This window comes from Streptomyces sp. NPDC050564, from assembly GCF_044457265.1.
In the GTDB taxonomy this organism is placed as follows: Bacteria; Actinomycetota; Actinomycetes; order Streptomycetales; family Streptomycetaceae; genus Streptomyces.
Genome location: NZ_JBITGS010000004.1, coordinates 174969 through 198748, shown reverse-complemented (window position 1 = coordinate 198748; position 23780 = coordinate 174969). Strand labels below are relative to the sequence as shown.

Sequence of the window (23780 nt, the reverse complement as noted above, 5' to 3'; positions counted from 1 at the left end):
GTGCGTGAGCATGGGAGCAGTATGCCCCTGGGGGAGGGCGGGGTCCAAGCGGGTTCGGATGCTGAGATCCGGGGGTGCGGGTCCAGGGGTTTCCCTCGCCCCTCCGCCCCTGAAAGAGGCCTGGGGAATCGCGCGACAAGCCCCCACCGGCCGCGGTCGAGGAACAAGCCGGCGGGGTCCGGGGCGGAGCCCCGGGTAAGGGTCGGGCGGGGGCGGAGGGGGAGAAAAAACCGCCGTAGGCGCCCCCGCCTCAGCCCCCGGTAGAATCGGCAGCACACACACCCCTTGCTCACCGCCGGAAGGCAAACCGTGCCAGAAGCGTCCCCCGCCGCCCCCGACACCGTCCTGGTCGTCGACTTCGGTGCGCAGTACGCCCAGCTCATCGCCCGTCGCGTCCGCGAGGCCCGGGTCTACAGCGAGATCGTGCCGAGCAGCATGCCGGTCCAGGAGATGCTCGCCAAGAACCCGGCGGCGATCATCCTCTCCGGCGGCCCCTCGTCGGTGTACGCGGAGGGCGCCCCGCGCCTGGACCGCGAGATCTTCGAGTCCGGTGTCCCCGTCTTCGGCATGTGCTACGGCTTCCAGCTGATGGCGACGACCCTCGGCGGCACGGTCGACAACACCGGCGCCCGCGAGTACGGCCGTACGCCGCTGCACGTCTCGAAGCCCGGCTCCTCGCTCTTCGAGGGCACCCCGGACGAGCAGTCGGTGTGGATGTCGCACGGCGACGCCTGCTCCGCCGCCCCCGAGGGCTTCACCGTCACGGCCTCCACGGACGTCGTCCCGGTCGCGGCCTTCGAGAACGACGAGAAGAAGCTGTACGGCGTCCAGTACCACCCGGAGGTCATGCACTCCACGCACGGCCAGCAGGTGCTGGAGCACTTCCTGTACCGCGGCGCGGGGCTCACCCCCTCCTGGACCACCGGCAACGTCATCGACGAGCAGGTCGCACTCATCCGCGAGCAGGTCGGCACCAAGCGCGCCATCTGCGGTCTGTCCGGCGGCGTGGACTCCGCCGTCGCCGCCGCCCTCGTACAGAAGGCCATCGGCTCCCAGCTGACCTGCGTGTACGTCGACCACGGTCTGATGCGCAAGGGCGAGACCGAGCAGGTCGAGAAGGACTTCGTCGCGGCCACCGGCGTACAGCTGAAGGTCGTGGATGCGGAGGAGCGCTTCCTCGCCGCGCTGGCCGGGGTCTCCGACCCCGAGGAGAAGCGGAAGATCATCGGCCGCGAGTTCATCCGGGTCTTCGAGCAGGCGCAGGTGGAGATCATCGCCGAGGCCGCGGAGGGCGAGGACGTCGCCTTCCTCGTCCAGGGCACGCTCTACCCGGACGTGGTCGAGTCCGGTGGCGGCACCGGCACGGCCAACATCAAGTCCCACCACAACGTGGGCGGCCTCCCCGAGGACCTCGAGTTCGAGCTCGTCGAGCCGCTGCGCAAGCTGTTCAAGGACGAGGTCCGGATGGTCGGCCAGGAGCTCGGCCTGCCGGACGAGATCGTCCAGCGCCAGCCGTTCCCCGGCCCCGGTCTCGGCATCCGTATCGTCGGCGAGGTCACCAAGGAGCGGCTCGACCTGCTCCGCGAGGCCGACGCGATCGCTCGCGAGGAGCTGACCGCCGCCGGTCTCGACCGTGACATCTGGCAGTGCCCGGTGGTTCTGCTCGCGGACGTCCGCTCCGTCGGCGTCCAGGGCGACGGCCGGACGTACGGCCACCCGATCGTGCTCCGTCCGGTGTCGAGTGAGGACGCCATGACGGCCGACTGGTCGCGCCTGCCGTACGACGTCCTCGCCAAGATCTCGACGCGGATCACGAACGAGGTCGCGGACGTCAACCGCGTCGTCCTCGACGTGACCTCCAAGCCCCCGGGCACCATCGAGTGGGAGTGACGCCCCGGCTCACTTCCGCCTGAGAGCGCGCACCGGCTCTCCTGGCTTCCAGATCTCGACGACCAGATACGTGTCGTCCTCGACGTAGGTCCGTACGACCTCCGTCAGCTCGGTGCGGAAGAGGTGGAACGGCTGCGGCGGTTCCACCTCTTTCCCGTACGCGGCCTTCGTCGTCGGATCGTCGACCTCGATCGCCCGCCCGCTGATCCGGACGTCGCCACCCGCCATCTCCGTGCCCGGCCCCGGATTCGCCTGCAGTGCGAAGCGCGGGTCGCGGCGCAGGTCCAGCGCCTTGAGGGAGTTCGGCATCATGCCGAGCCAGAGCTCGCCGTGCAGAAAACGGACTTCGAGGCCGGTGGTGCGCGGCGAACCGTCCTTGCGGAGGGTCGCGAGCACGTGGTGAGTGAAGCTTCCGAAGCGGTCCTCGATCTTCTTGGCGAGGTCGGGTTCGGCGGTGGTGAAGGCTGCCCAGTTCGACGTCATACGGCGAGTGTCGCGTTGATACCCGACATCTTCTGTCTGGTTTCCTGGGCCCGCTCAAAGGTCAGACGGCCGTGTGGACACGGCGGGCGAGTCTCCGGCGGCGGGCGACCTCCCCATACAGGAAGCCCATGAACACGGCCTCCATGGCGGCGAAGCCGGCGAGCGCCGCCTGCCAACCGGAGACGAGAAGGAACAGACCCAGGAAGAGGGCGCAGCCAGTCATGATCATTGACCGGGCTCGCACGCTCAGATCCTCGGACAGGGCATCGAGCTCGATCCGGTCCCGCAGCCGCCGGACGGCCTGCGCCGCCTCCGGCAGCGGTCTCAGGGTGCCGGAACGCAGCCCTGGGGCCGCGGTCGAGTCCAGCGGTCGCGCGTCCGCCGCTTCCTCCGCTCGTCGCTCTGCCCGCTCCTTCGCGCGCCCCTCCCGTACGACGTGGACCTGCAGTGCCCGGCCCACCCGGTGCGTCTCCGCGTAGCGGAAACCGTGCTGCTCGGCGACGTAGGTGAGCACGGCGAGCCGGCGCGGGGAGCCGCCGAGATCGCTGAGGACGACGAAGTCCCGCTCCGTGAGCTGTCGGAGCAGGGCGCGGATCCGCCGCTCTGCGCGGTTCATACGTGCCTCCTGGGGTCCACCGGCTCGTCGGCATCGGTACATCCAGGCAGACAAGTGACCTCGGGCCACGGTTGTGCTCATCTCTTCACCGAACTGCTCTGTTCTCCTGCGCTGACCGGGGGTAACTTCCGCTCCGTACCGAACACGCCAGTGCTGGAGGACATATGCACGGGCCCACCCCGCCGCTGCCCCTGCCCACCGACCAGCTGCGGTTCGCCATGCCGCCGATGCACGAGTCGCCGGAGGACGAACGGCGGCACCGCAAGGAACGGCTGGCCGGAGCGCTGCGGATCTTCGGGCGGCTCGGATTCGAGGACGGGGTCTCCGGGCACATCACGGCGCGCGACCCGGAGTACAGCGACTGCTTCTGGGTGAACCCCTTCGGGATGCCGTTCAAGCACGTCACCGTGAGCGACCTGGTCATGGCCAACCAGGACGGGCAGGTGATCGAGGGCCGCTACCACATCAACCAGGCGGCGTTCACCGTGCACGCCCAGGTGCACGCCGCCCGGCCCGACGTGGTCGCCGTCGCCCACTGCCACTCCGTGCACGGGCGCGCCCTGTCCGCGCTCGGCGACCTGCTCGACCCGATCACCCAGGAGAGCTGCGCCTTCTACCAGGACCACGCCCTGTACGACGCGTACACGGGTGTCGCCGTGGATGCCGAGGAAGGGCGTCGGATCGCCGCCGCGCTCGACACCCGCAAGGCGCTCGTACTGCGCAATCACGGGTTGCTCACCGTCGGCGACTCGGTCGACGCCGCCGCCTGGTGGTTCCTGTCGATGGAGCGGTCGAGCCAGGTGCAGCTCACCGCGAAGGCCGCCGGGCGGCCGATCCTCATCGACCACAAGCAGGCGGTCGCCACCCGTGAACAGCTCGGCGGCGACCTCGTGGCGTGGATCAACTACCAGCCGCTGTGGCAGGACATCAGCCGCAGCGAACCGGATCTGCTGTCGTGAGACGCGCGACACTAGAATCCGCGCAGTACCGCCGCCTTCGTGGTCGCGAACTCCTCGTCCGTCAGTACGCCGTCGCGGTGCAGCTCGCCCAACTCCCGTAGCCGGCGCAGGAGTACGTCGTGGTGGTCGGACTGCGGCGGTACGGCGGAGACGAGCTGGGGGTGGTCCACGTACTCGCCGGTGCGGGTGGACGGATGCGGCAGGCGGGCGGTGACCGCGGTGGCGACGAGCGCCGTGAGGAGGTCGCGGCGGGCGCTGCCCCACAGGTCGAGGGCGTACGGGTCCTTCTCGGGCGGCAGTTTGGAGAAGACCGTCTCGCGCGTCACGAAGCGCAGAAAACCGTCCTCGTAACCGGAGTTGGGCAGCCACTCCACCTGTACCAGGTCGCCCACGGCGATGATCCGCGGGCCCGTCGCCCGCTTGACCCGGTCGGAGGTGTCCGCCCAGTCGAGCCGCACCTGCGTGCCGTCGAAGGAGACCGTACCGTCGCTGGAACGGACGGACACCGGGACGGGCGGGCCGGACAGGAGATAGGTCTTCGCCGGCTCCTTGGGGATCTGGTCCAGGAGCAGTGCGCGGCGGATCTCCTCGGCGACGTACTCGGCGACCCCGGAACGGTCGATGTCGACCGTGAGTTTGTAGGGGTCGGCCGCCTCGGGCAGCCGCCCCCCGGTCGCCTGCAGAAGAGGGTCGGCGCCCTCGCGGAGCCTCAGGCGCAGGCGGCCGCGTTTGCGTTCGGGTTCGTAGACGATGCCTGATACCGCCTCCAGGGGAACGGCGATCTCTCCGTACGTCTGCCGGAACAGCGGCACGGAGCGGTGGAGTCCCGGCGTGATCCTGACCGTGTTGCCGTCGAAGGCCCAGGTCCCGTCGCGCTGGATGATCTCGGCCATGGAGAAATTCTCCCAGCCGGGTCAACACGGGGTAACCGCGCTTCACCCGCCTGACCAGACCTGGCGGATGCGAGCGGTGTTTCGTACGGCACAATGCGCTGTCATCGCGAGGCAGTGGTAAGGCAGTTGTACGGCACGGCAGTTGTACGGCAGTCAGGCGTACGGAAGGTCTGGCCGCACGGGAGTTCTCGGCGCGGGGAAGGCGGCAGCGGGCGTGGCGGTGCAGGAGGCGAGACACGGTGCGGGGCGGGGTGCCGGGGGTGGTGCTGCGCGTGGTTCCGGGCACGGGGCGGAGCAGGGTGCGCACGAAGGTGGCTGCACCTGTGGAGACTGCCCGCACGGGGCGCGTGCGGGACATCGGCGCGCTGTCGCCGAATTCCTCGCGAAGCGCGACGAGTTGGCGTCCGGGCACGGGCTGCCCGCCGCCGTCGCGCACTCGGCCTCGGCGTCCCGGCAGTGGGTCTCCGACGAGCTGACACAGTCCGCCGACCTCGTGGCGGAGCGTGGTCGGGTCGAGGGCGAGGCGTGGCTGGGGCGGTTGTGGCGGTACACCGCGTATGCGGTCTGGGGTGCCGCCGTGGCGCTGCTCCTGGTGCAGGCGCTCACCGCGATCGGTGCGGGGTGGACGGCCGCGCGGACGTCCGGGCTGCTCGCGGCGCTCGTCCTGGCCGGACTGCTGACGGGTGCGGCCTGGTTGCACCGGGCCCGTGGGGGCGCCCTCGCCCCCGTCATCGGCGAGGACAATCGTCTCTCCACCTCGCGTGCGGTGGCGGCCGGGTGGGTGCTCTTCGTGGTGTTCGCGGTGCTCGTGCTGGTGGGGCAGCTCGCGGTGGCCTCCGCGCACCGCTCGCGGGACGAACTGATCGCCGGTCTCGAACTCGCCCGGGGCGCCGGTGTGGTGACCGTCGTCGCGGTGGTGTGCGGGATCGCGGTGCTGGTGCGACGGGTGGTGGGGTTGCGGGTGCTGGGGCAGCGCCTGCAGAAGGTGCGTGCGGACCGGCCGCGCGCCGCCGATCTGCTGACCGACGACTCCGGGCGGGGCAGCTTCGCCGACATCCAGTACGTCGTGATCAGCGCGGTCGCTCTCGCCTTCGCGGCCGTGCGGCTGGCTCGGCGGCCCTCGCAGCTGCCGGATCTGCCCTGGGGGCTGGCGCTGCTGGTGCTGGTGTCGGCCGCCACGTATCTTGCCGGGAAGTACGCCGACGGTGGGCGTCCCGTGATCCTCTCCGTCGTCCGCGCCCGCGAGGCGGGCGACCTGGACGCGCCGATCCGCACCGGCGACGACATCGAGATCCGGGGGGCGGGGTTCGTGCCGCCCGGAGCGCAGACGGCCGATCGGTTGTCGCGGATGGTGGTCCGGATCGGGGCGGTGCATGTGCACGTGCCGTTGGTGCCGGTGGCCGGAGGGTTCAGCAACCCCACGGATGCGGTGCTGACCGTGCCCGTGCCGGTGGATGTGGAGCCGGGGCGGGTGGAAGTGCAGGTGGTCACGGCGGCCGGGGTCGAGACGAACCGGTGCGCGATCGATGTGACGGACTGAGGGGGGGCGCTGCCGCGCGGTGCGCTGGTGGTTGAGGTCGGGTGTGCGCCGGTGCGTGGGCAGCCCCCAGGTAGGGGACGGATAGGGGCAGAGGGGGCGAAAATACGGTGGCGGGTGGCTGTGAGGTGCGGTCGGCTGGGTGAAGGCGAGAAAACGGGCTCCCGGGGATTGAGCGGGGGCCCGCTGTCGTACGTATGGTCTGTTTGAGGGGCCAACGGCACGTGAGCGAGAGGCGGCGGAGAGCGATGACTCACGGTATGCGGACGGACACGCACGCCCCCTATCTCGACGAGAGGCGGGACTGGCGGGACTCCGCCACCCGATACGCCCTGTTGCCCCTACGCGTCTTCCTCGGCGTCACTTTCATCTACGCCGGCCTCGACAAACTCACCAACAGCGCCTTCATGAAGGACTCCGGCGCGGGCTCGATCGGGGACATGATGCGCACCGTGCGTGACTCCTCGGCCATCCCGGCCCTGGTCGACCTGTCCCTGAAGAACCCCGTCGGCTTCGGCTACGCCATCGCCTTCGGTGAACTGGCCGTCGGTATCGGTACTTTGATCGGGCTGCTGGCCCGTCTCGCCGCGGTGGGCGGAGCCCTCATCTCCCTCAGCCTGTGGCTGACGGTGAGCTGGGCGTCCGACCCGTACTACTACGGCAACGATCTCGCCTACCTGATGGCCTGGCTTCCTCTCGTTCTCGCGGGTGCTTCGGTCTTCTCCGTGGACGCGGCCCTGCGAGCCCGGCGCAGGCAACGCGCCGGAGGGTATCGCTAGGCGCTCACGTCCGGCCGCCTGGGCTCGGCGCGGCGTCTGCGCAGGCCGTGGGTCAGGAGGGCGACCGCGCCGGCCAGGCAGAGGCCGCCCGTGACGACGGGGATCACGACGAACCAAGGGGTCTCCCAGACGCCCCCCGCGTCACCGGCGAAGGCGACGCCGACGACGGTGAGGAAGAACCCCGCGACCAGCTTTCCCGGCTGGAACTCATGACGTAGCACGGATCACCTCCGCCTGGCCCACGCCCACATGCAGGTCGAGGTCGAGCGTGCCGCCGTTCTTGTCGGCGGTCGTGGGTGACAGCGTCACCTGCTTGGACTTGCCCGGCTCCACGTCCACGTCCTTCTTGTCGTCGCCCGGCAGCTGGATGTCTCCGACGCCCACGTCCACGTTCAGCTTCACGGTCGCGTCCTTGGGGATGACGACCTTGAGCCTGCCGACGCCCACTTCGGCGCTCGTCGTCACCGTCTGGCCCTTGGCCAGGTCGAGATGGGTGAGGTCCAAGGTGCCGACGCCGGTCCCGAGGTCGTAGTTCTTCCGCAACTGGGCGGTGGCAGTGGGTGTCCAATCCTTTCGCGTCCAGTGCGTGCTGATGTCCTTGGGGAGCGCCGCGGAGGCTGCCAGCAGGGCCGCCGTGAGCACCGCCAGGAAGATCGATCCCGCGCCCGTACGTCCGAGGAAGGCGCTGATGGCTATGCCGAGGCCGAACACGATCAGCGCGCAGGCCAGGCCGGTCTGCAGGCTGGTGCCGAGCGCATGATCGTTCCAGGTGAGGCCGGTGCCGAGGCCTCCCGCGAGGAGCGCGAGCAGGAAGACCCAGCCGCCGATCCAGCGGGGACCGCGCGGCTTCGGCTGCCGCGTCGAGCGCTGGTCGCGTATGTCCTGGCGCGTCGTGCCGCGGGCGATGGTGATCGCCGCCGCGACGTCCCGGTCCCGTGCGTCCTCCGGTCCCCAGAGATAGCCGGTGCCGCCGACGTGGGATCCGTCCTTGACGATCGGGTCGCGCCACCAGGAGGGATACGAGGCGGGCACGGGCGGTGCCTGCGCCTCGGGCGGGGCGTCGGCGACGGCCTGGGCGGCAAGCGGGTCGGGGTCGGGGGCACCGCGCTGCTGCGACCAGTACCCCGCGCCGGCCAGGAGGAGCGAGAGGACGACGGCGAAGGTCAGCACCCCGCCGTTGTTGAGCATGGAGAGGAACACTCCGCAGCCGACCAGCGCGAAGAGCACGGCCGCCAGCGCCTGGCCGTCCACGCGGCCGGTGAGCAGCTTGCGTACCTCGTTCTCCTCCTCGTCGTCGTACGGAACGAACAGCCACACGAAGCCGTAGAAGATGAGGCCGATGCCGCCGGTCGCGGAGAGCACCGCGAGCACGATCCGGAAGATCACCGGGTCCATTTCGCAGTGCCGGCCGAGACCGGCGCACACCCCGCCCAGCATCTTCTGGCGGTGGTCGCGCCGGAACCTGCGCGGGACCTCGCGCGCGGCCGGGTCCTCGTGCGCGCGCGGCTCCGCACCTTTGGCGGGGCCCGGTGCGGGCGGCACGGCGTCCCGAGGCCCGGTGCCCGGTGGTGGGGCGCCCGGGCCGGGGCCGGGGTCCGGCTCCGCTGCCGCGTGCTGCTGATCTGTCATGTGTCCATGGTGACGGGCGAGGAGGCGCGACGGCAGTCGGGATGACCCTGGCCGAACCCTGATATCGGCCCTGACGGGGGCCGGGGCGGGGCTTCACCCACCGGCTTCCTGAGGATCGATCACCGGCTTCCGGGCATCGATCACCGTTCCCCGAGGTTCGATCACCGGTTTCCCGAGCCTCGATCGATGGTTTTCCGGGCATCGGTCGATGGTTTTCCGAAGATCAGGGGCCTCTCGGGGGTCGACCCTGATGCCCAGGCCCGCCAAGCGTGTGAACATCGATGGCATGCCGGAAGCCGCAGCCCTGCCCCTCGACGACCCGCGGCCCACGCGCAAGCTCTACCGCAGCAGCGACGGACGCTGGCTCGGGGGCGTGGCGCGAGGGCTCGCCGGGCATCTCGGGCTGCCCGTGATCTGGGTGCGGCTGGTGTTCGTCGGACTGTTCATGGCGGACGGGCTGGGGGCGCTGCTGTATGCAGCGTTCTGGTTCTTCGTGCCGCTCGGCGTCGGCGGCGTCGGTTCCGGGCGCACACCGGCCTTCAGCACCGAGACCGCGCCCGACGGCCGCCGCAGACTGGTGGCCCGCAAGCCGGACAAGGGCCAGATCGTGGCCCTGCTCCTCATGGTCGTCGTGGCCATGGTCTTCGTCGGCAATGTGAACCTCGGCGGGGGAGCCAAGGCGTATCTGTGGCCGACGGTCCTCGTCGGCGCGGGCGTCGCCCTGGTCTGGCGCCAGGCGGACAACGCGCGGCGGGCCCGCTGGGTGGAGGTGGGCCGCCGCCGCCGTACGCTCACGCTGCTGCGTTCCGCGGCGGGCGTCCTGCTGGTCACGGCCGGAGTCTCCGGAATATTCGTCCTCCAGGGTTCGGCAGCCCACCTCGGGTCGGTCCTCCAGGCCGCCCTCGCGGTCCTCGTCGGCATAGCGCTGCTCGCCGGCCCCTATCTCGTCCGTATGACCCAGGACCTCTCCGAGGAGCGCCTGATGCGCATCCGCGCTCAGGAGCGGGCCGAGGTCGCCGCCCATGTCCACGACTCCGTGCTGCACACCCTGACCCTGATCCAGCGCAACGCGGACAATGGCAACGAGGTGCGACGGCTCGCCCGCGCCCAGGAGCGAGACCTGCGCGCCTGGCTCTACAAGCCGGAGGGGACCGGGAAGGACGAGGCCGACGAGCCCGACACCCTCGCCGAAGCGGTCCGGCGCCATGCCGCCGAGGTCGAGGACAAGCACGGCGTCCCGATCGAGGTCGTGGTCGTCGGTGACTGTCCGCTCGACGAAGGCCTGACCGCACAGATGCAGGCCGCGCGGGAAGCGATGGTGAACGCGGCCAAGTACGGTGGCGAGGGCGGCGCGGTGCAGGTCTACGCCGAAGTCGAGGGCAGGACGGTCTTCGTGTCCGTCCGCGACCGCGGCCCCGGCTTCGACCTCGACGCGATACCCGCCGACCGCATGGGCGTTAGAGAATCGATCATCGGCCGCATGGAGCGCAACGGCGGTACGGCGCGACTGCGCGCGGTGCCGGACGGCGGCACGGAGGTCGAGCTGGAGATGGAAAGGGCGGAGAAGACGTCATGAGCGACGTGAACGGGCCTGTGGAGTCCGGCAGTTCTGCGGAGGAGACGCCTTCGGCCGCCGCATCCGAAGAGGCCGTGGACGCGGCCGGGTCGGCCGGTGCCAATACAGGGGCGGGTGCCGGGCGTCGTGCGCGGGTCGTGCTCGTCGACGACCACCGGATGTTCCGTACGGGCGTGCAGGCCGAGATCGGTCAGACCGAGCGGACCGGTGTCGAGGTGGTCGGCGAGGCCGCCGACGTCGACCAGGCGGTCACCGTCATCACGGCCACCCGGCCCGAGGTCGTCCTGCTCGACGTCCATCTGCCGGGCGGCGGTGGTGTCGAAGTGCTGCGTCGCTGTGCCCCGTTGATGGGTGACGCCGAGCAGCCGGTCCGCTTCCTCGCGCTGTCCGTGTCGGACGCGGCGGAGGACGTCATCGGGGTGATCCGTGGTGGTGCCCGGGGGTATGTCACCAAGACGATCACCGGCACGGACCTCGTGGACTCCATCTTCCGTGTCCAGGACGGCGACGCGGTCTTCTCGCCCCGCCTGGCCGGATTCGTCCTCGACGCGTTCGCCTCGACCGACGCCCCGCCCGTGGACGAGGACCTCGACCGCCTCACCCAGCGCGAGCGCGAGGTCCTCCGCCTCATCGCCCGTGGCTACGCGTACAAGGAGATCGCCAAGCAACTGTTCATCTCCGTCAAGACGGTCGAGTCCCATGTCTCGGCGGTACTGCGGAAGCTCCAGCTGTCGAACCGCCACGAGCTGACGCGGTGGGCGACAGCGCGGCGGCTGGTCTAGTCGACGGCATCACCGGGGTTCACGGCGTGGGCCTTGAAGAAGGTGTAGTGGAAGGTGCCGTCGGCGGTGGCCGTGCGGTGCAGGTCCGCGATGCCCCGTGCCCAGTCCGACGGGGTCATCAGGCCCGCGGCGAGGGCGTCTTCGCGTACGGACTCGATCATGGCGATGAAGGTGTTGCGGGTGAAGCCGTTCACCAGGGTGGGGCGGGAGCGGTCCGCGTAGACCGTGCGGGGGCGGACCACGACGTTCTCGTAGCCGGCGTCGCTGATGAGCGGGTGCAGTTGGCGGCCGATCAGGGCGTTGCCGCCCGCTGTGGACTGGAGCTGGACCTGGCAGTCGATCGCCGCATGGGCGTAGGCGCTGTCGGGGTGGAAGAACGTGGAGCCGTGATCGCCCTCGATGACGGTGAGGGTGCCGCCGGGGCGCAGCACCCGGCGCAGGGCGGTGAGGGCGTGGCGCGGGACGGCCAGGTGCTCCAGGACGAAGCAGACGAAGACGTGGTCGAAGGAGGCGTCGGGAAAAGGGAGTTCGAAAAGATTCGCCTGGTGCCAGGACACCTGGGCGTCGGGGGACTGGGCCGTCACGCGGGCGCGGGCCTGGGCGAGGGAGTCGGCCGAGACGTCGACCGCCGTGAAGTGCGCCCGCGGGCTCGCCGTCACCAGGTGCGCCGTCTGCGCGCCCACCCCACAGCCGACCTCGAGAACCCTGCTGCCCGCGGGGTACGCCGTGCCCGAGTGCAGCAGCGCCGCAAGGGTGTCGGCCTGGTCGCCGAGGCGGCGGGTCTCGTGGGCGGAGTAGCCGTGTACGTACTCGATGGGCGTGGTCATGAGCCGAGCTTCGGTCGACAATGGCTCGGTGAACAGGTCCAATGGTGACCCCGGTGACAGGTCCATAGGTAGCGCGTCGGCAGGGTCCGACTTCCTCCAACTCGACATCGACGACGCTCCGTTCGGCGGTCGTGCCGACTGGTTGGCGGGGGAGCTGCGGCGGGCGATCTCCGACGGACGGCTGCCGCTCGGGAGCCGGCTCCCGGCGACCCGGGTCCTCGCCGCCGAGCTCCGCGTCTCCCGTGGGGTGGTGACAGAGGCGTACCAGAGGCTGTCGGAGGACGGACATGTGGCGGGCCGGGGCCGCAACGGAACGGTCGTCGTGGCGGCGCCCGCGCTGCCGGTGGAGCCGGCCCGCGACCCGGCGCGGCGCGAACGTCCTGCCGTCGCCACCACCACCCTGCCCATCGGAACGTCTCGACTCGCCGCCCCTGAAGAGGTGTTCACCACCCCACCCGGCGACGACATCTTCGACCTGATCCGATCCGCCCCCGCCCGTATCGACCTCTCGCCCGGCGTCCCCGACCTCACCGCGTTCCCGCGGGCGGCCTGGCTGCGCGCCGAGCGGGAGGTGTTCGCGGGGCTGCCCGCATCAGGGTTCGGGTACGGGGATCCGCGGGGGACACCGGAGTTGCGGCGGGCGATCGCGCACTGGCTGGCGCGGAACCGGGGGATCAGGGCCGAGCCCGACGAGGTGATCGTCGTGGCGGGGACGGCGCAGGCGCTGGCGCTGATCGGGCAGGTGCTGCGCGCGGACGGGATGGCGGAGATCGCCGTGGAGGACCCCGGCTCGCTCGGGGTCCGGCAGCATCTGCGGCGTCAGGGGCTCCGTACCCCGCCCGTGTCCGTCGACGCCGAGGGTGTCCGGGTGGACGAACTGTGGGCGCACCGAGCCGTGCTGCTCACGCCGGCGCACCAGTTCCCGACCGGAGTCGTGCTCGGGGGTGCGCGGCGCAGGGCGCTCATGCGATGGGCCGCGGACGGCGGGGTGATCGTGGAGGACGACTACGACGCCGAGCACCGTTACGACCGGCCGCCCGTGCCCGCGCTGCGGTCCATGCTGCCCGAACGGGTCTGCTACGCGGGCAGCGTGTCCAAGCTGCTGGCTCCCGCACTCCGTACGGGATGGGTGCTCGCGCCGCCCCGCCACCACGACGCGCTGGTGTCCGCGAAACGCTTCGCCGACCTCGGCAACGCCGCCCTGCCCCAGCTCGTACTCGCCCGGCTCATGGAGTCGGGCGAACTGGAGCGGCATCTGCGGCTGTTGCGCCGCCGGCACAGGCGCCGCCGCGACGCCATGATCACGGCGATTCGCGACCATCTGCCGGACGCGGTGGTGCACGGTGCCGCGGCGGGACTCCACCTGCTGATCACCTTCGAGGGAGGCCGGGGGCCCACGTGGACGGACACCGACCTCGCCGCCGCCTGCCTCGCCCGTGGCGTCAAGACCCACCCGCTCTCCTGGCACCGCCACCGCCCGGGCGGCCCGCCCGGACTGCTCCTCGGCTATGCCGCGTCCCCGGCCACGGCCATCGCCGAGGGAGTCACCGCGATCGGCGAGGCGCTACGAGACCTCCACTGAGAGGTCGTTTTCACCTGTGAAGTGCGCTTTATCCAGGGCTTTTCGGTCGGGTGTCGTCATCCCGGCGGGCTTGGTGGAGTGGGCGTGGCGGATGCGCCGCATGGGGTGACGGCTGGGACGGGGTGCGGCTTACGCCTGTCTCATCCCAAGACGCCCGTCGCGTGGTCCGTGCTTCCACTGCTTGCGGTGCACGCCTGGGCGCACGCCCCTGACTGGCGGTACGTCCAGGTCATGGCCGAACGTCGCCCCTATCCGAGTGATCTGTCCGATGCCCGCTGGGCGTTGATCGAGCCGGTGCTCAGCGCCTGGCGGGCCGAGCGGCGCCGGCATGCGCTGAACATCGGACGCCCGCCCGAGCACGACCTGCGCGAGATCATGAACGCGATCCTGTACGTCGACCGCACCGGCGTGCAGTGGCGCTACCTGCCACACGACTTCCCGCCCTGGGAGACCTGCTACGGCTACTTCGCCAAGTGGCAGAACGGCGGCGTGTTCGCCCAGCTCACCGACGTGCTCCGCAGGCTGTTACGGCAGCAGGAGGGCAAGGGTGCGGAGCCGTCCGCGTGCGTGATCGACGCGCAGAGCGTGAAGACCTCCACCAGCGTCCCGGCCGCTGGGCAGGGCACGGACGCGGCGAAGAAGATCGTCGGACGCAAGCGGAGCATCGTCACCGACACCCTCGGACTGCTGCTCGCAGTGCTGGTCACGGCCGCGAGCGTGCAGGACTCCGTCGCAGGAACCCATCTGGTCGACCAGGTGGCGGCCGCCCACCCCACGATCCGGAAAGTCTGGGTGGACGGCGGCTACCGCCAGCACCTCGTCGAGCACGCCGCCACCCTCGGGATCGACATGGAAATCGTCCAACGCACCCCCGGGACCAGGGGATTCACTCCGCTGCCCAAACGCTGGACCGTGGAGCGGACCTACGGATGGCTGATGTTCCACCGCCGCCTGGCCCGCGACTACGAGACCCTGCCCGCCCGCTCCGAAGCCATGATCCACCTCGCCATGACCGACCTGATGGCCCGCCGTCTCACCGGCGAAGCCACCATCTCCTGGCGTGACCCGACATCCCGGGATCAAACGTGTATTCCGGGATGAAACATCGGGAGAAAACGACCTCTGAGAGTCCCATGGGTCACACCACCCGAGTGGCCCCCGCGAACGGCATCTCGTCGATCGGAGCCAGCCGCACCGGAGCCGTCGGGTTCGGAGCGTGAATCATCATGCCGTTGCCCACGTAGATGCCCACATGGCTGATGCCCGAGTAGAAGAACACCAGGTCGCCGGGGAGGAGCTCGGAGCGTGCGACGCGCAGACCGGCGTTGATCTGCGCATAGGTCGTACGCGGCAGGGAGATGCCCGCGGAGCGGTACGCGGCCTGGGCGAGGCCGGAGCAGTCGAAGGCGTCGGGGCCCGTGGCCCCCCAGACGTAGGGGCTGCCGAGCTTCTGGTAGGCGTACGAGACGGCCGCCGCCGCACGGGAGTTGGGGGCGGCGACGGTGCCGGACGACGACACCGGGCCGAGGTCGCGGGCCGCGGAGCGCGAGGCGTGCAGGCCGACGCCGCCGGCCTCGCCGAGCTGCGCGCGCTGATCGGGGGCGAGCTGCGAGAGCAGCCGCCGTGCCGCGCCGAGTTTCCCGTTGATCGTCTTCTTGTGCCGCTTCAGCTCGGCCTGCCGCGACTTGAGAGAGGCCAGCTCGACGTGGGCGGCACCGCGCAACTGCTCGATCTCCCGCAGCTGTTTGCGTACGCGGCCCACGGCCGCCGCCTGCCGGCTGCCCGCCCGCTCGGCGAACGCGGCCCCGTCCAGGTACTGGTCGGGATCGTCGGAGAGCGCCAGCTGCAGAGCGGGGTCGAGGCCGCCGCTGCGATACTGCGCCGCTGCTATCGAACCCAGCGCGTCCCGCGCCGAGTTGAGCCGGTCCTCCTTGCGCGCCGCCTCGTCGCGCAGCGAATTGAGCCGCTCCTCCGCCTTGTCGGCCTTCTCCTTGGCGCCGTTGTACTTCTCGGTGGCGACCTCCGCCTCCTCGTACAACTTGTCGACCTTGGCCTTCACCTGCGCCGGAGACAGCTGCGGATCGGCGTGCCCGGTCCCGTCGAAGCCGGTCGCCGTCGCCGCGCCCGCGAGGGCGATCGTGGCGGCTGTGCGGGCCGTATTTCCACCGAGCGAGCGCTGACTGGGCTTGCGGTGCGCTGCCACGAGGGCCCACATCCTTCCGTACGACCGCGAGGGGAGCGCGGTCAAGCGGCGACACGTCCGGCGGCGGCCCACACAGGGGGAGCAGGCCGCCGCCGGACCTTCTCGGCGGTGGTGGCCGACGGCCGCCCCTGGCCCGGGCGGCGGTGGGGAGCCGGTCACCTGGTGGAGGACGTTAAACCTGGGAGTGAGGGGCCGGTAACGCCATGTACGGAACTGGCGGCACTGGATCGTCCAGTGACCGTATGTGACCGTGATCCCCGCCCTGCGCCGCCGACTTCACGCAGCGCGATGACCGATGCGGCGAATCCGGGACAACCGGGGGGCCCCGGTGCTATGGGTTACAAGGGGTGGCCCGGTGACAAGAGCGACTCGGGCGTCCGATTAGGCTCCGGCCTCATGGACGTACTCATCCATCTCTTCGTCGGCCTGCACATCATCGGCATCGCCTCGCTCCTCGGCGGCTTCCTCACCCAGATGAAGGCGATGGGCCGGGGCACCGCCCGCTTCGTCCCGGCGATGCTGCACGGCGCGCTGACCATGCTGGTCACGGGCGTCGTCCTGGTCGGCCTCAACCAGGCCGACGACCATCCGGTCAACAACATCAAGATCGGCGTGAAGCTGGCCCTGCTGATCGTGATCCTGGGGCTCGTCTATGTGAAGCGGGACGACGAGAAGGTGGACAAGGGCCTCTTCGGGCTCGTCGGCCTGCTGACCACCGCGAACATCTTCATCGCGGTGCTCTGGACCTGAGCGGGCCGGTCGGCCTGTCCGAACCGGTCGGACGGTGCGTTCCGGCCGTGATCATCACGTGGACCGCTCCCGCCGCGACGGCCAGCCACGCCGCCACCGAGATCCACAGCAGCACCTGCCCGGGCCCCTTGAGGCCGGTGACGCCGAGGGCGGTCGCGGCCGACAGAGACGCCACCGCCGTCATCCCCATCGGGAAGACGGTCGCCCAGCGGCGCACGTCGTAGCGGAGCCTCGGCCACCCCAGCTCCGCGACGGCGAGGACGCAGTAGGAGGCGAAGGCGAGCACGAGGAGCGCGACGGTCGCGGCGCGCAGGACTTCGCTGTCGTCGTCGTTCCACAGGTACGGGTTCACGTGGTGCGCGGCGATGAGCTTGGCCCCCGCCAGCGCCGAGATGGCGAGCGCGCCGCCCGCGACCCACTGGTCTCCGGCGCCCCGTACCACCTCCCGGACGTCGAAGTGCGCGAACGCCACTCCGTAGAGCACGATCCCCAGCCAGAACAGCACCAGCCCGGTGTGCGCGAGCCACACCGGGCCGACGGCCGCGGCGAGCGTGGCGCACAGCACCGAGAGTCCCTGCGTGGCCACACACACCAGGAACACCCCTCCCGGCATACGGCGCTTCCAGTGCCGTAGGACGACGAGGAGCAGCACCGGCCACAGCACGGCCGACAGCGCGAGCAGGGCCTCGGCCGGCCTCTGCCACCCCAGCACGGACAGCCGGGTCCCCAGCACGGTGGTCGCCGCGACGGCGGTGAGCCCGGGAGGCGTGCAAGCCTCCTCCAGCCACCCCGCGCGGTCCCACAGGAGGCGTACGCCGAAGTCCGCGGCGAGCGCGAGCCAGGCGGCGCACGCCAGGACCAGCGAGATACGGGACAGGAACTCGTAGCCGGTCAGATGCAGCCCGATCGAGACGATGCCGGTGGCCATGACGGCGGCACCGGCGGCGGGCGGCCGCTGCGCCCACCAGGCGCGGAGCTGGGAGATGGCTGGCATGCGCCTGATGCTAGGGATCTTCGGACGAGTTACCCGCGGGGCACGCGCGCGGCGGGCACGAAAACGCGGGGCACGCGCGACTGGAGCAGGACAAGCTCCACTCGCGCGCGCCCCGCACAAAGCGTTGCTCGCGGAACGGTCTACGCCGGGCGCACCACACTGTGGATGATCGAGGCCCCGGCGTAGTAGATCGACTCCTCGCGGACGTACGCCCCGGGCTTCGGTGCGTGGATCATCATTCCGTTGCCGATGTAGAGGCCTACGTGGCTGATGTCGTCGTAGAAGAAGACCAGGTCACCGGGTTGGGCGTCGGTGAGGGAGACCGTGGTGCCCGCGTTCACCTGGTCGGTGGTGACGCGCGGGAGCGAGACGCCGGCGGCCTTCCAGGCGGCCTGGGTGAGGCCCGAGCAGTCGTAGGAGTCCGGGCCTGTCGCGCCCCACACATACGGTTTGCCGATCTGCGCGCGGGCGAACGCGAGAGCCTTCGCCGCCTTCGTCGCGTACGAGGAGTCGGTGGTCGTCGAGCCGGACGAGCCGGTCGTGGTGCTCGACGAGGACTCCTGCTGGGCCGCCTTCTCCGCTGCGGCCTTCTCGGCCGCGGCCTGCTGCTGCGCCAGCTCGGCTGCTTTGCGGTCGGCCTCCTCCTTCTTCTTCTTCTCGATCGCCGCCAGCCGCGCCTTCTCCTCGGCGGTCAGCTTCGAGAGCAGTTCGCGGGCCGCGGTGAGTTTGTGCTGAACGTCGGCCTTGGACGTCTTGAGCGCGGTCTGCGAGCTGGTCAGCGTCTCCAGGCTCTTGGCGGCCTCCGTGCGCTTCTTGGTGGTGGCGGCCTGCTCGGTGATGTAGTCGTCGACGGCCGCCTTCTGGCGGGTGGTCAGACGGCTCATCAGCTGGGTCTGGTCGAAGTAGTCCTGCGGGTTGTCGGCAAGCAGGAGGGTCGCGGTGTCAGGGGCGGCGGCCCCGGTGCGGTACTGCGCCGCCGCGAACGAACCGAGCTCCTCACGCGCGGTGTTGAGCTTCTCGGTGCGCTTGGCGACGTCGTCGAGGAGGGTGTCGACCTGCTTGCGCTGCTTGGAGGTCTTCTCCTTGGCCGCGTTGTACTTGTCGGTGGCCGTCTCGGCCTGGTGATAGAGGTCGTTGACCTTCTTCTCGACCTCTTCGAGGCTCGGCTTCGGTTCGGCCGAGGGGGCGGCGTTCGCCGTCTGGGAGAGCAGGGCGACGGAGGTGAGAGCCGCCGTCGCGAGGGCGGGGGTCCGTATGCCTGCTACGCGCGTACCCGTAGGACGCCATTTGCGGTGCGACGCCAAGAGAGGCGACTCCTTCCGTCATCCGCCTACCGAGTTAGCTGTCGGGTTCGGGCGGGTGGATCCGGAAGGTTTGCCCTACGGTCCTTGCCCCACAAGGCAGTTGGACCGATTCACCCCAAGGTCGGTTGGGTCCCCGGCTCCGGCTGCCACGGGGGCGCACCGGATTGAGCGGAGGCCGCACGGCCCGGCGTCGTTCGCCGGTGGGTGTCGAGCGGCCTGCCCGGCACGGTAGCCAACGCGTGTGGCTCCTGTGAAGTTTGATGTGCGATATGCCCGATACATTTTCGTGACCTTGACCCTGGGCATCACTCCGCGCAGTTAATCCGGAAGGGTCTGTGGTGAGTTGTCCGGAGTGGCGACGCCCGTCTCGTTATCGGCTCCCGGTGGCGGTCACCGAGGTCTTCCGGGGCGGCGGCTCCGCATCCCCCCGACGGCCGCAAGACTCTCGCTGAGGCGCTGAGGCGCTGAGGCGTCGAGGCGTCGAGGCCGTGAGGCGCGGTGAGCAGCGACCTGGTGGCCGTCTCCCCTCAAGGTCTGTAAGCCCCGGCCCGATCGATCACCGAACGTGACGAGGCGATTTCGGAAGGTAGGAAGATCGTGGCGGCCGACACTGGAAGATCGTCGGCTCCCGAGCCGTGCCACTGGACCCACCCGACCGAGTTCTTGTCCGCGTCACGAGATCCGGTCGAGTTTTCAGGGTGGCGGCGGGGTGTCAGTGCGGCCGCCTAGACTCGGAGAGCGATGAGCAGCCTCTTTGATGACAGCTTCCTGGCGGACCTCAAGCCCTCCCGGGCCCACGAGGAAGAACCCCCGCCGCCGCCCGAGGACGATCACGTACCGGAGCCCGTTCCGGACGATCTGTTCGGCGGGAAGTTCGACGTGCCCCCGGACCGGGACGCGTACTACCGCGACGGCGCCCACCGGCCTGCCGTGGACTCCGCGGCACTACTGGACGGGCTGAACGAGAACCAGCGCGCGGCCGTGGTGCACTCCGGCTCCCCGCTGCTCATCGTGGCCGGCGCGGGCTCCGGCAAGACCCGCGTGCTCACGCACCGGATCGCGTATCTGCTGGCCGAGCGGAATGTCCACCCGGGCCAGATCCTCGCGATCACCTTCACCAACAAGGCCGCGGGCGAGATGAAGGAGCGCGTCGAGCACCTCGTCGGCCCGCGTGCGGGCGCGATGTGGGTGATGACCTTCCACAGTGCGTGTGTGCGGATTCTGCGCCGCGAGAGCAAGAAGCTCGGCTTCACCTCCTCCTTCTCGATCTACGACGCCGCCGACTCCAAGCGGCTGATGGCACTCGTCTGCCGTGATCTCGACCTCGACCCCAAGCGCTTCCCGCCGAAGTCGTTCAGCGCCAAGATCTCGAACCTGAAGAACGAGCTGATCGACGAGGAGGACTTCGCGGCCCAGGCCACCGACGGCTTCGAGAAGACCCTCGCTCAGGCGTATGCGATGTATCAGTCGCGGCTGCGCGAGGCCAACGCGCTCGACTTCGACGACCTGATCATGACGACGGTCAACCTGCTGCGCGCCTTCCCGGACGTCGCCGAGCACTACCGCCGCCGTTTCCGTCACGTCATGGTCGACGAGTACCAGGACACCAACCACGCGCAGTACGCGCTGGTGCGGGAGCTCGTCGGCCCGGCGCGCGGTGCCCGCGCCGAGGACGAGCCGCCCCGCGGGGACGACCTCGGCCCTGCCGAGCTGTGCGTCGTGGGTGACGCCGACCAGTCGATCTATGCCTTCCGCGGCGCGACCATCCGCAACATCCTCCAGTTCGAGGAGGACTACACGGACGCGACGACGATCCTGCTCGAGCAGAACTACCGCTCCACGCAGACGATCCTGTCCGCCGCCAACGCGGTCATCGAGCGCAATGAATCCCGCCGCCCCAAGAACCTGTGGACCAATGCGGGCGCGGGCTCGAACATCACGGGCTATGTCGCCGACACCGAGCACGACGAGGCGCAGTTCGTCGCCGACGAGATAGACCGTCTCACCGACGCGGGCGAGGCCAAGGCGGGCGACGTCGCGGTCTTCTACCGTACGAACGCCCAGTCCCGTGTCTTCGAAGAGGTCTTCATCCGCGTCGGCCTGCCCTACAAGGTCGTCGGCGGCGTCCGCTTCTACGAGCGCAAGGAGGTCCGGGACGTCCTGGCGTACCTCAGGGTGCTGTCCAACCCCGAGGACTCGGTCCCGCTGCGCCGCATCCTCAACGTCCCCAAGCGCGGCATCGGCGAGCGCGCGGAAGCGATGATCGACGCGCTCTCGCAGCGCGAGAAGATCAGCTTCCCGCAGGCGCTGCGTCGCGTCGACGAGGCGTACGGGATGGCGGCGCGCTCGACGAACGCGGTCAAGCGGTTCAACACGCTCATGGAAGACCTCCGGACGATCGTCGAGTCGGGCGCCGGCCCGGCCACGGTCCTCGAGGCGGTCCTCGAGCGCACCGGCTATCTGGCCGAGTTGCAGGCGTCCACCGACCCGCAGGACGAGACCCGTATCGAGAACCTCCAGGAACTCGCCGCCGTGGCCCTGGAGTTCGAGCAGGAGGCGGGTGAGGGCGAGGCCGCGGGCGGGCTCTCCGACTTCCTGGAGCGGGTCGCGCTCGTCGCGGACTCCGACCAGATCCCCGACGAGGAGGACGGCAACGGCGTCATCACGCTGATGACGCTGCACACCGCCAAGGGTCTCGAATTCCCCGTCGTCTTCCTGACCGGCATGGAGGACGGCGTCTTCCCGCACATGCGCGCGCTGGGGCAGGTGAAGGAGCTGGAGGAGGAGCGGCGCCTGGCGTACGTCGGCATCACGCGCGCGCGAGAGCGGCTCTATCTCACCCGGTCGTCCATGCGCAGTGCCTGGGGGCAGCCCTCGTACAACCCGCCGTCCCGCTTCCTGGAGGAGATCCCGGACGCGCACCTGGAGTGGAAGCGCACGGGTGCGATGGCTCCCGTGTCGGCGGGTCCGGTCTCGGGTGTCGCTGCGTCGCTGTCGTCCTCACGGTCGCGGTCCGCGGCTTCGGGTGCCTCCGGGTTCGCGACGCGCCGCGGTGTCTCCGAGAAGACGGTCGTTTCGCTGGCGGTCGGGGACCGGGTCACCCACGACCAGTTCGGTCTCGGGACCGTCGTCGGCGTGAAGGGGACGGGGTCGAACGCGGAGGCGACGATCGACTTCGGCGAGGCGAAGCCGAAGCGGTTGCTGCTGCGGTACGCGCCGGTGGAGAAGCTGTAGCCGGTACGGGGGCGGTGGGGCCCGGCGGACGGTTACGTCCTACGTCGGGTCCAGGCCGTGGCTGCGCAGCCACGGCAGCGGGTCGATCGCCGAACCGCCGGCCGGGCGGACCTCGAAGTGCAGGTGCGGGCCGGTGGAGTTGCCGGAGTTCCCGGAGAAGGCGATCGGGTCGCCGGCCTTCACGGCGGTGCCTGAGGCGACCTTGTAGCTGGAGAGGTGGCAGTACCACGTCTCCGTGCCGTCCTTCGCGGTGACGATCGCCATGTTCCCGTACGCGCTGTTCCACTGTGTGCGGACGGTTCCGTCGGTCGCGGCCATCACGGTCGTGCCGTACGAGACGGGGAAGTCGATGCCCGTGTGCACGGACATCCAGTTGATGCCGGCCTGACCGAAGTAGGCGCTGAGCCCCTTCTGCGTCACCGGGAGCACGAACTTCGGGCGCAGCCGCTCCTTGCGGGCCGCCTCCTCCGCCGCCTTCTTCTTCTGGGCTTCCTGCTCGGCCTTGAGGTCGATACGTTCCTGCGTCCGGCTGGCCCGGTCGGCGAAGTCGTCGGCACCCGCGGAGAGACTCTGGAGCTGGGTGTCCAGCTTGTTGTTGGCGGCGGACGGTTTCACCGAGGTGGCGTCGGCCGCGCTGGCCGTCGTGTCCTTGCTGTCGTCCCCGCCGATGCTGCCCACGGAGGCGGCGGCGATCCCGGCGACCCCCATCACACAGGCGGAGGGCACGGCGACGGTCAGCAGAGCGGAACGTTTCGCGGGGCTGCGGCGACGGGAGCGGGAACCGGACCGCGAGGCGGCGCGGGGGGCCGGGATGACCTCTTCCATGTCGTCGAGCAGCGGCGTCTCGTGCTGTTCACCGCTGTCGTCCGCGGTCTCGAACTCGTCCTTGTCGGCGGCGGGTTGCTCGTACGAGACCTGCTCGAAGGTGGCGGTCGCCTGCTGGTCGAAGGACTCGGGCTGCTGCTCGTACGACTCGGGCTGTGTGTGCTGTTGCTCGTACGACTCGGGCTGCGGGTGCTGCTGTTCGTACGACTCCGGCTGCGGGTGCTCGTACGCCTGGTACGGGTCGTGGCCGATGGCGGTGTTCCACTGAGTGGCGTCGTACGCGCCCGTGCCCTGGGCCGGGATGGTCCACTGCTGGGTCCCGTCGAGCGGCTGCTCGGGCTGGAGCCAGGCGGTCGCGTCCCACTGGCCCGAGGCTTCGGGGCCCGGATGCTGCGCGGGGATGTCGGCGAGCTGCTGGTAGCCGGCCGCCCACGTGGTCGTTGCGTAGCTTCCGGTGTCGTACGCGGCCTGGTGCTGCGCGGTGTACGGGTCGTAGTTCAGCGTCTGGTGACTGCCGGTGCTCCACTGCGTGGCGTCGTACGAACCGGTGTTGTTGCCCGGCATGTCGCCGAAGAGGGGGTCGGTCTCGAAGCTCGCGGTCGCGTAGGCGCCGGTAGCCGTACCGGTGGCGCCGGCGTCAAAACCGGTCGCGGTGTAGCCGTCGTACGTGGTGAAGTCGCCGTACTGGGCTTCCTGCCCGCCGTATGACGCGTAGAGCGCCGAGGCGGCATCGGAAGCCGGAGCCGGGGGAGTTACGGTCCCCGACGGGTGACGGTCGTTCACCAACTTCTCTTTCGCCTCGACAACAGGGGCTGGCAGAGCAGTGCGGTGACTGTACCCGGCGGTACGCGGGCGCGACAATCTTCGGCAGGTTTCCTCCTCGCAGGAAACGGGCATTCGGCCGTGTTTCGGGGAAG

General features: G+C 70.2%; 20 protein-coding genes and 1 riboswitch. Of the genes, 10 read left to right on the top strand and 10 right to left on the bottom strand.

Annotated elements, in window-relative coordinates:
• Positions 1-309 precede the first annotated feature (309 nt).
• Positions 310-1890, top strand: a complete 1581-nt coding sequence (gene guaA, locus ACIBK0_RS08575; protein WP_399077054.1) for a glutamine-hydrolyzing GMP synthase — start codon at positions 310-312, stop codon at positions 1888-1890.
• Between the two features lie 9 nt (positions 1891-1899).
• Here guaA and ACIBK0_RS08570 read toward each other — a convergent pair whose 3' ends face one another.
• Positions 1900-2373, bottom strand: a complete 474-nt coding sequence (locus ACIBK0_RS08570; RefSeq protein ID WP_399077052.1) for a pyridoxamine 5'-phosphate oxidase family protein — start codon at positions 2371-2373, stop codon at positions 1900-1902.
• Between the two features lie 61 nt (positions 2374-2434).
• Positions 2435-2989, bottom strand: coding sequence for a hypothetical protein (locus ACIBK0_RS08565; protein WP_399077051.1), 555 nt, complete (start codon positions 2987-2989; stop codon positions 2435-2437).
• A 164-nt stretch (positions 2990-3153) separates the two neighbouring features.
• Between ACIBK0_RS08565 and ACIBK0_RS08560 the strand changes: the two genes are divergently transcribed.
• The gene (locus tag ACIBK0_RS08560) at positions 3154-3948 is read left to right on the top strand and encodes a class II aldolase/adducin family protein (RefSeq protein WP_399077049.1); all 795 of its coding nucleotides are present in this window, start codon (positions 3154-3156) and stop codon (positions 3946-3948) included.
• Between the two features lie 11 nt (positions 3949-3959).
• Here the strand turns inward: ACIBK0_RS08560 and ACIBK0_RS08555 are convergent, their stop codons facing one another.
• Positions 3960-4841, bottom strand: a complete 882-nt coding sequence (locus ACIBK0_RS08555) for a DUF4429 domain-containing protein (RefSeq protein WP_399077047.1) — start codon at positions 4839-4841, stop codon at positions 3960-3962.
• A gap of 214 nt (positions 4842-5055) precedes the next feature.
• On the opposite strand from ACIBK0_RS08555, the gene ACIBK0_RS08550 reads away from it, so the two are divergent.
• Positions 5056-6381, top strand: coding sequence for a hypothetical protein (locus ACIBK0_RS08550; protein WP_399077045.1), 1326 nt, complete (start codon positions 5056-5058; stop codon positions 6379-6381).
• A 245-nt stretch (positions 6382-6626) separates the two neighbouring features.
• Positions 6627-7157, top strand: a complete 531-nt coding sequence (locus ACIBK0_RS08545; protein WP_399077043.1) for a DoxX family protein — start codon at positions 6627-6629, stop codon at positions 7155-7157.
• On the opposite strand, the gene ACIBK0_RS08540 is transcribed toward ACIBK0_RS08545, so the two are convergent.
• Together ACIBK0_RS08540 and ACIBK0_RS08535 are read right to left on the bottom strand one after the other, a co-directional pair.
• Positions 7154-7378: a hypothetical protein gene (locus ACIBK0_RS08540; protein ID WP_399077041.1), complete on the bottom strand. Its 225-nt coding sequence runs from the start codon at positions 7376-7378 to the stop codon at positions 7154-7156. The two genes, ACIBK0_RS08545 and ACIBK0_RS08540, sit on opposite strands and share 4 nt — an antisense overlap.
• Entirely contained in the window at positions 7365-8786 is a 1422-nt protein-coding gene (locus ACIBK0_RS08535) for a PspC domain-containing protein (protein WP_399077039.1), read from the bottom strand. Before ACIBK0_RS08535 ends, ACIBK0_RS08540 begins: the two co-directional genes overlap by 14 nt.
• A 250-nt stretch (positions 8787-9036) precedes the next feature.
• Here ACIBK0_RS08535 and ACIBK0_RS08530 point away from each other — a divergent pair, with 250 nt between their 5' ends.
• On the top strand, positions 9037-10362 hold the full coding sequence (locus ACIBK0_RS08530; protein WP_399077037.1) for a PspC domain-containing protein: 1326 nt from the start codon (positions 9037-9039) through the stop codon (positions 10360-10362).
• Complete coding sequence (locus ACIBK0_RS08525) at positions 10359-11144, top strand: LuxR C-terminal-related transcriptional regulator (RefSeq protein ID WP_399077035.1); 786 nt, start codon at positions 10359-10361, stop codon at positions 11142-11144. Before ACIBK0_RS08530 ends, ACIBK0_RS08525 begins: the two co-directional genes overlap by 4 nt.
• On the opposite strand, the gene ACIBK0_RS08520 is transcribed toward ACIBK0_RS08525, so the two are convergent.
• The gene (locus tag ACIBK0_RS08520) at positions 11141-11971 is read right to left on the bottom strand and encodes an L-histidine N(alpha)-methyltransferase (RefSeq protein WP_399077033.1); all 831 of its coding nucleotides are present in this window, start codon (positions 11969-11971) and stop codon (positions 11141-11143) included. The genes ACIBK0_RS08525 and ACIBK0_RS08520 overlap by 4 nt on opposite strands.
• A 28-nt stretch (positions 11972-11999) precedes the next feature.
• Between ACIBK0_RS08520 and ACIBK0_RS08515 the strand changes: the two genes are divergently transcribed.
• Both ACIBK0_RS08515 and ACIBK0_RS08510 read left to right on the top strand, forming a co-directional pair.
• Positions 12000-13553 (top strand): PLP-dependent aminotransferase family protein, encoded by a 1554-nt coding sequence (locus ACIBK0_RS08515; RefSeq protein ID WP_399077031.1) that lies wholly within the window; start codon positions 12000-12002, stop codon positions 13551-13553.
• 231 nt (positions 13554-13784) lie between these two features.
• Positions 13785-14654, top strand: coding sequence for an IS5 family transposase (locus tag ACIBK0_RS08510; protein WP_399077029.1), 870 nt, complete (start codon positions 13785-13787; stop codon positions 14652-14654).
• 37 nt (positions 14655-14691) lie between these two features.
• Here ACIBK0_RS08510 and ACIBK0_RS08505 read toward each other — a convergent pair whose 3' ends face one another.
• On the bottom strand, positions 14692-15756 hold the full coding sequence (locus ACIBK0_RS08505) for an NlpC/P60 family protein (protein WP_399077027.1): 1065 nt from the start codon (positions 15754-15756) through the stop codon (positions 14692-14694).
• 396 nt (positions 15757-16152) lie between these two features.
• Between ACIBK0_RS08505 and ACIBK0_RS08500 the strand changes: the two genes are divergently transcribed.
• Positions 16153-16506: a hypothetical protein gene (locus tag ACIBK0_RS08500; protein ID WP_399077025.1), complete on the top strand. Its 354-nt coding sequence runs from the start codon at positions 16153-16155 to the stop codon at positions 16504-16506.
• On the opposite strand, the gene ACIBK0_RS08495 is transcribed toward ACIBK0_RS08500, so the two are convergent.
• Positions 16484-17500: a tellurite resistance/C4-dicarboxylate transporter family protein gene (locus tag ACIBK0_RS08495; protein WP_399077023.1), complete on the bottom strand. Its 1017-nt coding sequence runs from the start codon at positions 17498-17500 to the stop codon at positions 16484-16486. The genes ACIBK0_RS08500 and ACIBK0_RS08495 overlap by 23 nt on opposite strands.
• A 140-nt stretch (positions 17501-17640) precedes the next feature.
• The gene (locus ACIBK0_RS08490) at positions 17641-18804 is read right to left on the bottom strand and encodes an NlpC/P60 family protein (RefSeq protein WP_399077021.1); all 1164 of its coding nucleotides are present in this window, start codon (positions 18802-18804) and stop codon (positions 17641-17643) included.
• A 7-nt stretch (positions 18805-18811) separates the two neighbouring features.
• A riboswitch (cyclic di-AMP (ydaO/yuaA leader) is annotated at positions 18812-18985 on the bottom strand.
• A gap of 560 nt (positions 18986-19545) precedes the next feature.
• On the opposite strand from ACIBK0_RS08490, the gene pcrA reads away from it, so the two are divergent.
• Positions 19546-22038 (top strand): DNA helicase PcrA, encoded by a 2493-nt coding sequence (gene pcrA, locus ACIBK0_RS08485; protein WP_399077019.1) that lies wholly within the window; start codon positions 19546-19548, stop codon positions 22036-22038.
• Between the two features lie 39 nt (positions 22039-22077).
• Here the strand turns inward: pcrA and ACIBK0_RS08480 are convergent, their stop codons facing one another.
• Positions 22078-23646, bottom strand: a complete 1569-nt coding sequence (locus ACIBK0_RS08480) for a peptidoglycan DD-metalloendopeptidase family protein (protein ID WP_399077017.1) — start codon at positions 23644-23646, stop codon at positions 22078-22080.
• Positions 23647-23780: the final 134 nt, after the last annotated feature.

Coding starts and splice junctions, on each gene's coding strand:
- ACIBK0_RS08570 (WP_399077052.1), bottom strand. CDS start 2,373: ATGACGTCGAACTGGGCAGCCTTCACCACCGCCGAACCCGACCTCGCC.
- ACIBK0_RS08565 (WP_399077051.1), bottom strand. CDS start 2,989: ATGAACCGCGCAGAGCGGCGGATCCGCGCCCTGCTCCGACAGCTCACG.
- ACIBK0_RS08560 (WP_399077049.1), top strand. CDS start 3,154: ATGCACGGGCCCACCCCGCCGCTGCCCCTGCCCACCGACCAGCTGCGG.
- ACIBK0_RS08555 (WP_399077047.1), bottom strand. CDS start 4,841: ATGGCCGAGATCATCCAGCGCGACGGGACCTGGGCCTTCGACGGCAAC.
- ACIBK0_RS08545 (WP_399077043.1), top strand. CDS start 6,627: ATGACTCACGGTATGCGGACGGACACGCACGCCCCCTATCTCGACGAG.
- ACIBK0_RS08535 (WP_399077039.1), bottom strand. CDS start 8,786: ATGACAGATCAGCAGCACGCGGCAGCGGAGCCGGACCCCGGCCCCGGC.
- ACIBK0_RS08530 (WP_399077037.1), top strand. CDS start 9,037: ATGCCCAGGCCCGCCAAGCGTGTGAACATCGATGGCATGCCGGAAGCC.
- ACIBK0_RS08525 (WP_399077035.1), top strand. CDS start 10,359: ATGAGCGACGTGAACGGGCCTGTGGAGTCCGGCAGTTCTGCGGAGGAG.
- ACIBK0_RS08520 (WP_399077033.1), bottom strand. CDS start 11,971: ATGACCACGCCCATCGAGTACGTACACGGCTACTCCGCCCACGAGACC.
- ACIBK0_RS08510 (WP_399077029.1), top strand. CDS start 13,785: ATGGCCGAACGTCGCCCCTATCCGAGTGATCTGTCCGATGCCCGCTGG.
- ACIBK0_RS08500 (WP_399077025.1), top strand. CDS start 16,153: ATGGACGTACTCATCCATCTCTTCGTCGGCCTGCACATCATCGGCATC.
- ACIBK0_RS08495 (WP_399077023.1), bottom strand. CDS start 17,500: ATGCCAGCCATCTCCCAGCTCCGCGCCTGGTGGGCGCAGCGGCCGCCC.
- pcrA (WP_399077019.1), top strand. CDS start 19,546: ATGAGCAGCCTCTTTGATGACAGCTTCCTGGCGGACCTCAAGCCCTCC.